Source organism: Streptococcus mitis, assembly GCF_023110375.1.
GTDB classification, from domain to species: Bacteria; Bacillota; Bacilli; order Lactobacillales; family Streptococcaceae; genus Streptococcus; species Streptococcus mitis_CI.
On the sequence record NZ_JALDVV010000017.1, the window covers coordinates 1 to 13195 of the forward strand.

The following is a 13195-nucleotide window of genomic DNA, read 5'->3' on the forward strand; positions in this document are numbered from 1 at the left end:
ATCAAAAAAGAAAGGACAAATTTCGTCCTTTCTAGATCTTAGCTTTTATTCAACCCACTACAGTTGACAAAGAGCCTGAAATCGAGCCCTCTGAATGAATGTAAGAAACGTTTCATTCCATTTTTTTCAATTATTAGAAATTAACCTTTTAATGTAGATAAAGATTGCTTTACAATCTATATCTGTCAACTAAAAAGATCCCCTGGACTATAATGATGATTACTTCGTAATCCTCATCCACCGACTAAAACAATCCAGTGGATTTGATAATTGCTTCGCAATCTTCATCCGCCGACTAAAAAGGTCCCCCGGACCTTTTTAGCCACCTAGATATGCTTTTCTGACTTCTTCTGATGAAGCGAGTTCTTTTCCTGTTCCTGATAGAACGATTTTCCCTGTTTCCAATACATAGCCTCGGTCAGAGATTGCGAGTGCTTTATTGGCATTTTGTTCAATCAAGAGGACGGTTGTTCCTTGTTTCTGGATGTCTTGAATGATATCAAAAATCTCTTGGATAAAGATTGGGGCAAGTCCCATTGATGGTTCATCTAAAAGAAGAAGTTTTGGTGTTGACATGAGGGCGCGTCCCATGGCAAGCATTTGCTGTTCTCCCCCTGAAAGAGTAGCTGCATCTTGGTTCTTCCGTTCTTCAAGACGAGGAAAGCGTGAGAAAACTTTCTTCAAGTTGGCTTGATTTTCTTCACGGTTTTTCTTTAAGAAAGCTCCCATTTCAAGATTTTCCATAACAGTTAAGCCAGGAAAGACGTGGCGTCCTTCTGGAACTTGTGAAAGACCACCTGCCACGATTTTTTGAGCTGGCATTTTTTGGATTTCTTGACCTAAAAATTCAATCTTTCCTGAACTCGGTCTAACCAAACCAGACAAGGTACGGAGAATGGTTGTCTTACCTGCACCATTGGCACCGATAAGGGAAACAACCTCTCCTTCATTTACTTCAAAGCTTACATCACGGACTGCTTGGATCATACCGTAATGCACAGAAAGATTATCAACTTTTAACATAGACATTAGGCTTCACCTCCTAGATAAGCTTCGATAACGCGTTTATTGGTCTTAATTTCGTCTGGAGTTCCCTGAGCAATCAAACGACCATATTCAAGTACGTAGATACGTTCTGTCACTTCCATGACCAGATTCATATCGTGTTCAATCAGCATGATCGTAATCTTAAATTCATCTTTGATACGACGAATTAACTCAGTCAATTCGGCTGTTTCCTGTGGGTTCATACCTGCTGCTGGTTCATCTAAAAAGAGAATTTTAGGTTCCGTAGCGAGAGCACGAACAATTTCCAAACGACGTTGTTGTCCGTAGGCAAGATTTTTAGCAAGAGTTTCTGCATCACCATCTAAATCAAAGATTTTCAACAATTCCAAAGCCTTAGCCTTTAATTCTTTTTCACTCTTGTAAAAAGCTGGTAAGCGTAAGAAACTAGCAAAAACATGTTGTTTGTGATGGTTGCCAAAAGCAATCAAAACATTGTCCAAAACTGTTAAATCTTTAAAGAGACGGATATTTTGGAATGTACGTCCAAGTCCCAAAGAAGCAATCTTATAAGGTGACTTTCCATTCAAAAGGTGACCATCTAGTGTTACTGTTCCCTCACTTGGTTCATAAACACCTGTCAAGAGATTGAAAAGGGTGGTTTTACCAGCTCCATTTGGACCGATTAGTCCAACCAATTCCCCTTCGTTCAATTCAAGAGTCACATCTCCAACAGCTGTTAGACCGCCAAAATGTTTGGTTAACTGTTTTACTTCAAGTAATGCCATTAGTTTTGTTCCTCCTTCTTAGATTTTTTAAAGAAACGTGATAGGCTCAATTCCCATGTCCCAAGTAGTCCACCTGGTCTGAAAATCATTACCAATACCAAGGCCAAAGCATAAATAATCATACGCACACTAGCAACATCTTGGAGAAGCATATTCAAAATTCCAAGAACAATAGCTGAAACAATAGCACCTGTAATGGAACCAAGTCCACCAAAGACAACAATGATCAAAACGTTGATTGAGTTGATGAAAGTGTAATCTTTCGGTACAACTGAACCGATAAATCCTGCCTGAAGTGACCCTGCAATACTTGCAGTAATAGCACCAAAGACGAAGGCGATGATTTTAATCTTAGTCGTATTAACCCCAACTGACTCAGCAGCGATTTCATCCTCACGAACAGAGAGAGTTGAACGACCAATTGGACTACGCAAAAAGTTCAAGGTTGCAATGGTTGTAATCACGACAAAGAAGTAAACCATTTGCCAGGTTGTAAAGTTAGGAATTCCCAAGATACCTGCTGCACCATTTGTAAGGCTTCCACCATTGATGATAAAGATACGGATAATTTCAGAAACACCGAGAGTTGCTACCGCAAGGTAATCCCCCTTCAAGCGTAAGGTTGGAATTCCGACAAGCAAGGCAACTGCTCCTGAAAGCAAAGCACCTAACAGCATGGCTCCAAAGAAGGCACCGTAGGTTGGTGATTTAGAACCAATAATAGCAGCGGCATAGGCACCAATCGCCATGAAACCAGCATGACCAAGTGAAAATTGGCCTGAAAAACCAACGATTAAGTTGAGACCAACAGCCAGAATAATATTAATTCCGATTTGTTGTAAAATCTGTACATAGAATAGATTGAGTACTCCGACTGAAACCAATACACTAATCAAGCCATAGCCAGCTAACAAAAGGAGTAACCATAGAATATTAACTTTTAAATTTTCTTTCATCGTTTACACCTTCTCTTTCACATTTTTACCAAGGATACCAGCTGGGCGGACAATCAAGATCAACAACAAGATTCCATAAACAATAGCATCACGGAAGTCTGACATTCCAAAGGCTGTCGCAAAGGTTTCCAATAGACCAATCACAAAACCACCAAGAGCTGCACCAGGAATAATTCCGATACCACCAAGTACTGCGGCAACGAAAGATTTAAGACCTGGAGTAACTCCCATCAAAGGCTCAAGAGAGTTATAATAGAGGGCAATCAGAACACCAGCCGCACCCGCAAGAGCTGACCCCAAAGCGAAGGTAAAGCTGATAGTACGGTTTACATTGATCCCCATCAATTGCGCCGCATCGCTATCTACGGATACTGCACGCATGGCTTTCCCCATCTTAGTCTTTTGGACAATGACTTGTAACAAAATCATCAAAATCAAGGAAATGGCCAAAATCATTAACTGCACGTTTGTTAGGCTAACTGGTCCCAAATCATAGCGAACTGTTTGAATCGCTTGAGGGAAGGCACGGGTATTAGCACCAACCAGATAGACCATCCCATATTCCAATAGGAAAGAAACCCCAATAGCTGTAATCAAAACAGCAATACGAGTAGAGTGACGCAAAGGTCGGTAAGCAAGGAACTCAATCACGACACCAAGAATGGCTGTCGCTAACATAGCTACAATAAGAGCTACAAAGAAATTCATTTGGAAAGAATTAATCAAGAAATAACCGATAAAGGCTCCCATCATATAAATATCACCGTGGGCGAAGTTGATGAGCTTGATAATTCCGTAAACCATGGTATATCCTAGGGCTAACAGCGCATAAACACTACCTAGAATCAAACCATTTACTAGTTGTTGGAGCATAAGATTCACTCTTTCTATTTATAATTTCGAGGGTTTTCCCTCACTTTTTATAAGTTCTTATACTCAATAAAAATCAAAGAGCAAACTAGGAAACTAGCCACAGGCTGTACTTGAGTACGGCAAGGCGACGTTGACGCAGTTTGAATTTGATTTTTGAAGAGTATTAAACATCGAAACAGGGAGTGAGTCAAAGGCTCATTCCCTATTTCAACATTTTCTATTATGGTTTTACAACTTCTGCTGCTTCAACCTTACCATTGTTCATGGTCATCATGTAAGCAGTTTTGACTGTGTTGTGGTCTGCATCGAAGCTTGTTTGACCAGTTACACCTTCAAAATCTTTTGTTTTAGCAAGGTTATCCTTGATTTCGCCAGAGTTTTTAGCACCTTTTGCTGCGTTTGCTACAAGGTGAACTGAGTCATAAGCCAAGGCTGCAAATGTTGAAGGCTCTTCGTTGTACTTAGCACGGTAAGCATCAAGGAAAGCTTTTGCTTTAGCTGAAACTTCTACAGTAGTTGAGAAGCCTGAGATAAAGTAGATGTTTGATGCTTTTTCAGGAGTTGCTTGTTGTACAAACTCTTCACCGTTGAATCCATCACCACCAACGATTGGTTTGTCAATTCCCATACCACGCGCTTGGTTTACAATTTTACCAGCTTCAGTGTAGTAACCAGGAACGATGATAGCATCAAAATCTTTCCCTTTCATTTTTGTAAGGGCTGCTTGGAAGTCTGTGTCACCTGCTACGAAAGTTTCATCTGCAACGATTTCACCTTTGTAAGCTTCACGGAAGGCTTTGGCAATACCTTTAGCATAGTCGCTAGCATTATCAGTGTAAAGAACAACTTTCTTAGCTTGCAATTTTTCAGAAACATAGTTTGAGATAATTTTTCCTTGGAAGCTATCTTGGAAAGTTCCGATAAAGAGGTAATCTTGACCTTTAGTCAATCCATCTTGAGTCGCACTTGGCGAAATCAATGGAACACCTGCTTTTGTAGCGTTAGCTACCGCAGCTGCAGTTGCACCAGATGTCGCAGGTCCTACGATTGCTGATACTTTAGATTGGGTTACAAGGTTAGTTGTTACTGAAGCCGCCTCAGCTGTTTCAGACTTGTTATCTTTATCGACTACTTCGATTTGTTTTCCATCGATACCACCTGCAGCATTGATTTCATCAACGGCAAGTTGGGCACCTTTTTGTTCAGATGTACCGTAGGCTGCTACGGCACCAGTTTCTTCAAAGTTAAATCCAATTTTGATTGTCTTTTCATCTACTGAATTACCAGCAGCGTTTGACGCTCCAGACTTCACTTCTCCACAGGCTGCAAGAAGTGCTACACTTGCAAGCGCCACAAACGATAGGGCAAATTTTTTCTTCATCTTTTTTGTCTCCTTATTCTTAAATAAATAGCATGTTAAGAATATACCGAATTATCAGAAAATTGTCAACACTTTTCTTAGACTTTTTCGATGATAACGTTTTCCTCTCGATAAAGATTGCCCACAAAGGGTGTTTCCAACTCTTGGATATGACAAACTCTAACTTTTTTTATAAATTTTTCCTTGCCCAAGCGCCCGACCAATTGCTCCACTTCTTGAGTTGGAACATAAAGCTGTAAGTAACGATGTTTCTTGGAATGATAGGTAATATCTCCATAATCCTGCAGTTTTTTGGCATCACGATTATAGTAAAGATAGATAATCAAGCCAGATCGATTGACTTTTTCAAACATGATAAATCCTCTTTCTAAGAAATCTCTCCCTATTATACCAAAAAAAGCAAACCCAGTCGAGTTTGCCTTCTATCACCATTAATTCAATGAATTGTTGGCCATGATTTCATCAATAAAGCCATATTCAAGTGTTTCCTGGGCGCTCATCCAGTTATCTCGTTCTGCATCTGCATGGACTTTTTCGATTGACTGACCTGAATTTTCAGCCAAGATTTTTTCCAAAGTATTACGAGTTTTAAGCAAGTGTTCTGCAGCAATCGCCATATCGGTTTGTTGAGTACCACCACCTGTACCACCCATTGGTTGGTGGATCATATACTCTGCATTTGGAAGCATGAAACGTTTGCCTTTTGCTCCACTTGACGCGATGACAGTCCCCATAGATGCAGCCATCCCCATAACGATAGTTTGGACATCTGCCTTGATAAAGTTCATGGTATCAACGATTGCTAAACCAGCTGAAACGGAACCACCAGGTGTATTGACATAAAGGTAAATATCTTTTGTACTATCTTGGGCATCCAAGAAAAGCAACTGGGCAATAACAGAGTTAGCCATATTGTCTTCAACTGGACCTGTCAGCATAATGATGCGGTCTTTAAGAAGACGTGAGTAAATATCGTAGGAACGTTCTCCACGGCTTGTTTGTTCAATAACTACAGGAATCATTCAATTCTCCTTTTGAGTTTTAATTTTGTTGGTCAAATGACTGAAGATAAGACTATTATAATATCTTGGTCAAAAAAGGTCAAATTTTTGCTCTGTTTTCATCAGACAGAAACAAAAATTCAACCTCCTTTCACGACTGGAAATTCTTTTCCAATTCATTCTTCTTTTCGATTTTATTTCGTACCGAACAAGCGGTCTCCAGCATCCCCAAGACCTGGAACGATATAACCATGTTCGTTCAAGCGTTCATCCAAGGCTGCTGTAAAGATTTCTACATCTGGATGAGCTTCTTGAAGGGCTTTTACACCTTCTGGAGCAGATACAAGGCAGACAAATTTGATATTTGACGCGCCACGTTTTTTAAGGGAGTCAACAGCTAAGATTGCTGAGCCACCTGTTGCTAACATTGGGTCTACGACAAAAATTTGACGTTGGTCAATATCCTCAGGCAATTTCACCAAGTACTCAACTGGTTGAAGTGTTTCTTCATCACGGTACATACCGATGTGACCAACTTTAGCAGCTGGAACCAAACTCAAGAGACCATCAACCATCCCGATACCTGCACGCAAGATTGGAACGATGGCCAATTTCTTACCTGCCAATTGTTTTTGAACTGTTTTTGTAATTGGTGTTTCGATCTCCACATCTTCTAGTGGAAGATCACGAAGTACTTCATACCCCATCAACATTGCAATCTCATCTACTAGCTCACGGAAAGCTTTTGTAGAAGTATCTGTACGACGCAAGATTGACAATTTGTGTTGAATCAGTGGATGATTAATAACTTCAATTTTTCCCATTTTTGGAGTTCCTTCTTTCAATTTATTCTTCTTATTATACCAAAAAACGGTTTAAAAATCTTTCTAAACCATTTATTTTTGATAATTTTTACATTAAATCTGCTTCTTTAAGAGCTACCTGTACGGTCTCAAGTGGTAAATGGGTCAATTCTGTTCCTTTTTCTTGATAAAGGTATTGGGCGTAGTCGTCCATTCGGTACTGGTTGATATAAACCACGCGCTTGCATCCGACCTGCAGCAATTGTTTTGTACAGTTCAGACAAGGAAAATGGGTCACATAGGCTGTAAAGCCTTTAGGAACACCACGTTCTGCACCTTGAAGGATAGCATTGACCTCAGCGTGAAGGGTGCGAACACAGTGGCCTTCAATGACCAGACATTCGTGGTCAATACAATGCTCGGTTCCTGACACTGAACCATTGTAACCAGTTGAAATAACCTTATTATCCTTTACCAGAATTGCGCCCACTTTGGCACGTTTACAAGTGGAACGATTGGCAATTAGTAGAGCTTGGGCTGCAAAATACTCATCCCATGCTAGTCTTTCTTCAGTCATATCTCTTCTCCTTTTTCTCTATTTTTTAAAAAATGGTAACCGTAAATCTGCAATCTTTTCAGCAGGTACCTTCATGCCATCCTTGATCCATTTTAAAAGGACTGAGACGATGGCTGAACTCCAGAAGGAATGAAGATAAGAGCTGACACCTTTTGATTTTCCATGGTATTTTTCCAGAAACTCCTGCATGGCTTGGACAAAGATTTTTTCCAGATGGTAATCTAAGGCAAGTTGAATCACTCTGGCTTCCTTTCTTGCTTCTCGGAAAAGGTGAACCCAGACCAGATAAAGGTCTGTCTTTAAATCATAATGATGCAACTGTTCCATAATATTGTGGACAGTTCGTTTAAATACGCTTTCTAAAATCTCCTCTTTGGAATCATAATTGCGATAAAAGGCCGCACGAGAAACGCCTGCACGTTTGACCAATTCAGAAATACTAATCTTGGTCAGGTCCTTTTTTTCCAAGAGTTGCAAGAGGGCTGTTTCGATGGCTTCTCTAGTTAATAAATTGGATTCTTGGTTTGATTTTCTGAGATTTTCAAGAGACTTTTCAGAGATTCTACGTTCAGACATAACATTTTCTTTCTACTTGTCACAACAGACGGATGAGGCTTTTGTTTCAAGGGCTTTCATGATATAATTGTAAAAAAAGACAGAACCTTTGTCAATGTATAACTGACAAAGATGGAGAATTTCTATGACTTGGAAGATTATTGCTGACTCTGGTTGTGATTATCGTCAGCTGGCAAGACCAGCTATTGACACGACCTTTGTAAGTGTGCCCTTAACCATTCAAGTAGCTGATCAGGTCTTTGTTGATGATGCCAGTCTTGACATTGACCAAATGATGGAAACCATGTATGCAACTGCAGAAGCTTCAAAATCAGCTTGTCCAAGCCCAGATGATTATTTGCGAGCATTTGAAGGAGCCAAAAACATTTTCCTAGTAACCATCACTGGTACTCTTTCTGGAAGCCACAATAGTGCTCAACTAGCAAAAAATATTTATCTGGAAGAACATCCTGATACTAAAATTCATATAATTGATAGTTTGTCTGCTGGTGGGGAAGTTGACTTGCTCGTAGAAAAAGTGAATGACTTGATCGACCAGGGCTTATCTTTTGAAGAAGTGGTTGAAGCTATCACTGCCTATCAAGAAAAAACCAAGTTGCTCTTTGTTCTGGCCAAGGTCGATAACTTGGTGAAGAACGGCCGTTTGAGCAAGCTTATCGGTACGGTCGTTGGCCTTCTCAATATCCGTATGGTCGGAGAAGCTAGTGAAACTGGAACTCTCGAATTGCTACAAAAAGCACGAGGACCAAAGAAATCAGTTCAAGCTGCCTATGATGAGTTAGTAAAAGCTGGATATGCTGGTGGACGTATTATCATGGCCCAACGCAATAACGAGAAATGTTGCCAACAGCTCTCAGAGCGAATTCGCGAAACCTTCCCACAAGCAGATATTAAAATTATCCCAACATCTGGTCTCTGCAGTTTTTATGCAGAAGATGGTGGTTTGCTGATGGGATATGAAATTGATTAATTGCATTCTTGACAAGAGGTGACCATCATCTCTTGTTTTTTTGTGGTACAATAGAGCTATGAAACATTTTGATACTATTGTCATCGGTGGAGGACCTGCTGGTATGATGGCTACGATTTCCAGTAGCTTTTATGGACAGAAAACCCTCCTTATCGAAAAAAATCGGAAACTTGGAAAAAAATTAGCTGGGACTGGTGGTGGACGTTGCAATGTGACCAACAATGGTAGCTTGGACGACCTGCTAGCTGGCATCCCTGGAAATGGGCGCTTTCTCTACAGTGTCTTCTCCCAATTTGATAACCATGATATCATTAACTTTTTTACGGAAAATGGGGTTAAACTTAAAGTCGAAGACCACGGACGCGTCTTTCCTGCTAGTGACAAGTCTCGGACCATTATCGAGGCCTTGGAAAAGAAAATCACTGAACTCGGTGGTCGAGTTGCTACTCAAACGGAGATTGTTTCGGTTAAAAAGATAGACGACCAGTTTGTCCTTAAGTCCGCAGACCAAACCTTCACTTGTGAGAAACTCATTGTCACAACTGGTGGGAAATCCTATCCCTCTACTGGTTCGACTGGTTTTGGTCACGAGATTGCCCGTCATTTTAAGCATACCATTACCGATCTTGAAGCCGCTGAAAGTCCTTTGTTGACAGATTTTCCACACAAGGCCTTGCAAGGAATTTCATTGGACGATGTGACCCTAAGCTATGGTAAGCATGTCATCACTCACGATTTGCTCTTTACCCACTTTGGTTTGTCAGGCCCTGCTGCTCTGCGTATGTCCAGCTTTGTCAAGGGCGGAGAGGTTCTCTCACTGGATGTTCTACCTCAACTTTCTGAGAAAGACTTGGCTACATTTCTAGAAGAAAATCGGGAAAAATCTCTAAAAAATGCCTTAAAAACTTTACTTCCAGAACGCTTGGCAGAATTTTTTGTGCCAGGCTATCCTGACAAAGTCAAACAACTGACTGAAAAGGAACGAGAACAACTTCTCCAGTCTATCAAGGGACTTAAAATTCCTGTAACTGGTAAAATGTCCCTTGCTAAGTCCTTTGTTACCAAAGGGGGCGTCAGTCTCAAGGAAATCAATCCCAAAACTCTAGAAAGTAAGCTGGTACCTGGACTCCACTTTGCTGGCGAGGTACTGGATATCAATGCCCACACGGGTGGGTTTAACATCACTTCTGCCCTCTGTACTGGTTGGGTGGCGGGATCAAACCCAATCTAAATCTGAATTATTTAATGGCTAAATCAGCCCCAAAAGAAAGGAAGTCCTTTGGAACATATTATCTTGTTAAGGGGAGTTACTCCTAATGGAAAAAATGCTATCCCTAAAATGTCTTATCTAGTAGATATCTTAACAGAAGCCGGTTTTCAACAAGTTCGAACCTATATTCAAAGTGGGAATATCATTCTTGAAAGTGATTTAGATTTAGAAGAAATACGAGAATGTGTTCATACTCTGATAAAGGAAAAAATTGGGGCCGACTTAAAAATGGTTATCAAGAACAAAAGTGATTTTAAAAAAATTGTCCAAGAAAACCCGTTTGGAGAACACTATCTTTATGACCGTATACATGTGATTTTTTATCAAGAATCTATTCAAAGTCTCCCTTTAGAAAAATTGAAAATTGATTACGGTGAAGAAGAAATTTGTATCGGTAACCATTGTCTTTACCTCTATCTCCCTAGAACTGCAAAACGAAAAAAGCTCAGTACCAACTATCTTGAAAAGCTTTTTAATGTAGATTTGACCATGCGAAAACTAAATGTAGTAGAAAAATTATTAAGCAAGTAGTGCTTGAATTTAGTAAAAATCGGAAGAATGCTCCTCCGATTTTATTTTGTCTGAGTTTGGACATAGTGGGCAATCACATCTGATGTGTACTGGGCTGTTCCAGGTCCAAATTTGTCAATGTTTTCCTTAAACTCTGGGTTATAGACATATCCCTTACCGATATGACCGAATACCTCAACGGAGCAGTCAAATCCATAAGTACGAATAGCTTGCAAGAGTTTAGCTGCTTCTTCTTGATTTTCTGTTGCTGTTACAGGCAGTCCAGCTTGAAGATTTTGTGACAAGGCTCGAAAAACCTGGTTGAAGGCAGCAGTGGCCTCATCTTCGTGACCTTTCTGGCGTTCAAGCGCTTGGTCCATCACTTCTTGTCCATACTTTTCTACCGCCTCTTGGTGGTATTTTTGATGGTCTTTGTAGTTAAATCCAGCAAATTTCTCTTGAATGCTCATTTCTCTTTCTCCTTTTTGTTCTTGAATGGTTTTCTGCAAGGTGGAAATCAAGCTATCCAGATGTTCCCTTTCTCGAGTCAAATAGTCCAACTGCCTGGTCAAATGGGGTAATAAATCTGTCCTTTCTTCCTTTAATAGCTCTGCTATTTTTTCTAAAGAAAAGCCTAGATATTTGTAGTAAAGAATGACCTGAAGGCGTTCCAAATCCTCTTGACTGTAAGTTCGATAACCGTTTTCTGACTTTAAAGGGACCAGAAGGCCTATCTTGTCGTAGTGGTGCAGGGTCTTGACAGAGACACCTGAAAGCTGGGCAGCTTCTTTTATATGGTACATGATTTCCTCCTTATACTCAATGAAAATCAAAGAGCAAACTAGGAAGCTAGCCGCAGGCTGTACTTGAGTACGGTAAGGCGACGCTGACGTGGTTTGAATTTGATTTTCGAAGAGTATTACATTGATAGTATAACCCCTCCCCCTAGGTCAGAGTCAAGCGTTTTTGCGAAATTTTTTTACTTTATCATAACATGAAAATGGTTTTCTTGACAGACCTTAGAAAACATGATAGGATAGTCAAGTCTATCAATCAAAAGAAAGGCTCATTTTGAGTACTTATGAGGCTATTTGCCAAGGGCAGTAGCTTTTTCTTTTGTAATACTAATTTTAGGAGTTTAACTATGTCTGAAAAATCGCAATGGGGTTCTAAACTGGGCTTCATCCTAGCATCTGCTGGTTCAGCCATCGGACTTGGAGCCGTTTGGAAATTCCCTTATATGACTGCTGCTAACGGTGGAGGAGGCTTTTTACTAGTCTTTCTCATCTCCACTATCTTAATCGGTTTCCCCCTCCTGCTAGCTGAGTTTGCCCTCGGCAGAAGCGCTGGTGTCTCTGGGATTAAAACCTTTGGAAAACTAGGCAAGAATAGCAAATACAATTTTATCGGTTGGATTGGTGCCTTTGCCCTTTTTATCCTCTTATCTTTCTACAGTGTTATTGGAGGATGGATTCTGGTTTATCTGGGTATTGAGTTTGGGAAATTGTTCCAAATTGGTGGAACGGGGGATTATGCTCAGTTATTTACTTCAATCATTTCAAATCCAGCCATTGCCCTTGGAGCTCAGGCAGCCTTTATCCTATTGAATATCTTCATTGTATCACGTGGGGTTCAAAAAGGAATTGAAAGAGCCTCAAAAGTCATGATGCCTCTGCTCTTTATCATCTTTGTCGTCATCATCGGACGCTCTCTCAGTTTGCCAAATGCCATGGAAGGAGTTCTTTACTTCCTCAAACCAGACTTTTCAAAACTGACCAGCGCTGGTCTCCTCTATGCTCTGGGACAATCTTTCTTTGCCCTCTCACTAGGGGTTACAGCCATGCTGACCTATGCCTCCTACTTGGACAAGAAAACCAATCTGGTCCAGTCAGGGATTTCCATCGTAGCCATGAACATTTCGGTATCCATCATGGCGGGACTAGCCATTTTCCCAGCCATGTCAGCCTTCAATATCCAGTCTGAAGGGGGACCGAGCTTGCTCTTTATCGTCTTGCCTCAACTCTTTGACAAGATGCCTTTTGGAACTATTTTCTACATTCTTTTCCTCCTGCTCTTCCTCTTTGCAACAGTCACTTCCTCTGTCGTTATGCTGGAAATCAATGTGGGCAATATCACCAACCAGGACAACAGCAAGCGTGCTAAGTGGAGTGTTATTTTAGGAATTTTGACCTTTGTCTTTGGAATTCCTTCAGCCCTATCTTATGGTGTCATGGCAGATGTTCACATCTTTGGGAAGACTTTCTTTGACGCTATGGACTTCTTGGTTTCCAACCTCCTCATGCCATTTGGAGCTCTCTGCCTTTCACTTTTTACAGGCTATATCTTTAAAAAGGCTCTTGCAATGGAGGAACTCCATCTCGATGAAACAGCATGGAAACAGGGACTGTTCCAAGTCTGGCTCTTCCTTCTTCGTTTCATCATTCCAATCATCATCATCGTTGTCTTCATCGCCCAATTTATGTAA

General features: G+C 40.6%; 15 protein-coding genes. 4 read left to right on the forward strand and 11 right to left on the reverse strand.

All coding sequences use genetic code 11. The features are described from left to right. Positions 1-318 precede the first annotated feature (318 nt). The 10 genes from M1G12_RS08950 to M1G12_RS08995 all read right to left on the reverse strand — a co-directional run bounded on the left by M1G12_RS08950 (position 319) and on the right by M1G12_RS08995 (position 7960). Positions 319-1029 carry an ABC transporter ATP-binding protein gene (locus M1G12_RS08950; protein ID WP_000062200.1) on the reverse strand — a complete coding sequence of 237 codons (711 nt, stop codon included), beginning with the start codon at positions 1027-1029 and terminating at the stop codon, positions 319-321. Continuing rightward, positions 1029-1793 carry an ABC transporter ATP-binding protein gene (locus tag M1G12_RS08955; RefSeq protein WP_001185997.1) on the reverse strand — a complete coding sequence of 255 codons (765 nt, stop codon included), beginning with the start codon at positions 1791-1793 and terminating at the stop codon, positions 1029-1031. The genes M1G12_RS08950 and M1G12_RS08955 overlap by 1 nt, the downstream gene beginning before the upstream one ends. Further along, positions 1793-2749, reverse strand: coding sequence for a branched-chain amino acid ABC transporter permease (locus tag M1G12_RS08960; RefSeq protein ID WP_004256818.1), 957 nt, complete (start codon positions 2747-2749; stop codon positions 1793-1795). The genes M1G12_RS08955 and M1G12_RS08960 overlap by 1 nt, the downstream gene beginning before the upstream one ends. Before the next feature lie 3 nt (positions 2750-2752). Further along, complete coding sequence (locus M1G12_RS08965; protein ID WP_000941427.1) at positions 2753-3622, reverse strand: branched-chain amino acid ABC transporter permease; 870 nt, start codon at positions 3620-3622, stop codon at positions 2753-2755. 220 nt (positions 3623-3842) lie between these two features. Next, on the reverse strand, positions 3843-5003 hold the full coding sequence (locus M1G12_RS08970) for an ABC transporter substrate-binding protein (RefSeq protein ID WP_000726117.1): 1161 nt from the start codon (positions 5001-5003) through the stop codon (positions 3843-3845). A gap of 77 nt (positions 5004-5080) precedes the next feature. After that, positions 5081-5356: a YlbG family protein gene (locus M1G12_RS08975; protein ID WP_000462122.1), complete on the reverse strand. Its 276-nt coding sequence runs from the start codon at positions 5354-5356 to the stop codon at positions 5081-5083. Between the two features lie 78 nt (positions 5357-5434). Continuing rightward, positions 5435-6025: an ATP-dependent Clp protease proteolytic subunit ClpP gene (gene clpP, locus M1G12_RS08980; protein WP_000613475.1), complete on the reverse strand. Its 591-nt coding sequence runs from the start codon at positions 6023-6025 to the stop codon at positions 5435-5437. A 173-nt stretch (positions 6026-6198) separates the two neighbouring features. Beyond that, positions 6199-6828 (reverse strand): uracil phosphoribosyltransferase, encoded by a 630-nt coding sequence (upp, locus tag M1G12_RS08985; protein ID WP_000515974.1) that lies wholly within the window; start codon positions 6826-6828, stop codon positions 6199-6201. An 88-nt stretch (positions 6829-6916) separates the two neighbouring features. Continuing rightward, the gene (locus tag M1G12_RS08990; protein WP_247949776.1) at positions 6917-7384 is read right to left on the reverse strand and encodes a deoxycytidylate deaminase; all 468 of its coding nucleotides are present in this window, start codon (positions 7382-7384) and stop codon (positions 6917-6919) included. A gap of 18 nt (positions 7385-7402) precedes the next feature. Next, a complete protein-coding gene (locus M1G12_RS08995) occupies positions 7403-7960 on the reverse strand; it encodes a TetR/AcrR family transcriptional regulator (RefSeq protein WP_000004136.1) in 558 nt (185 codons plus the stop codon). Positions 7961-8084: 124 nt separating this feature from the next. Between M1G12_RS08995 and M1G12_RS09000 the strand changes: the two genes are divergently transcribed. The 3 genes from M1G12_RS09000 to M1G12_RS09010 are packed head-to-tail and all read left to right on the forward strand — an operon-like array spanning position 8085 to position 10731. Then, positions 8085-8930 (forward strand): DegV family protein, encoded by an 846-nt coding sequence (locus tag M1G12_RS09000; RefSeq protein WP_247949777.1) that lies wholly within the window; start codon positions 8085-8087, stop codon positions 8928-8930. Between the two features lie 58 nt (positions 8931-8988). Continuing rightward, positions 8989-10161, forward strand: a complete 1173-nt coding sequence (gene aao, locus M1G12_RS09005; protein ID WP_237447326.1) for an aminoacetone oxidase — start codon at positions 8989-8991, stop codon at positions 10159-10161. 48 nt (positions 10162-10209) lie between these two features. Next, positions 10210-10731, forward strand: coding sequence for a DUF1697 domain-containing protein (locus M1G12_RS09010; RefSeq protein WP_020903482.1), 522 nt, complete (start codon positions 10210-10212; stop codon positions 10729-10731). A 41-nt stretch (positions 10732-10772) separates the two neighbouring features. Here the strand turns inward: M1G12_RS09010 and M1G12_RS09015 are convergent, their stop codons facing one another. Then, positions 10773-11513, reverse strand: a complete 741-nt coding sequence (locus M1G12_RS09015) for a MerR family transcriptional regulator (protein ID WP_247949778.1) — start codon at positions 11511-11513, stop codon at positions 10773-10775. 341 nt (positions 11514-11854) lie between these two features. Between M1G12_RS09015 and M1G12_RS09020 the strand changes: the two genes are divergently transcribed. Then, positions 11855-13195 carry a sodium-dependent transporter gene (locus M1G12_RS09020; protein ID WP_247949779.1) on the forward strand — a complete coding sequence of 447 codons (1341 nt, stop codon included), beginning with the start codon at positions 11855-11857 and terminating at the stop codon, positions 13193-13195.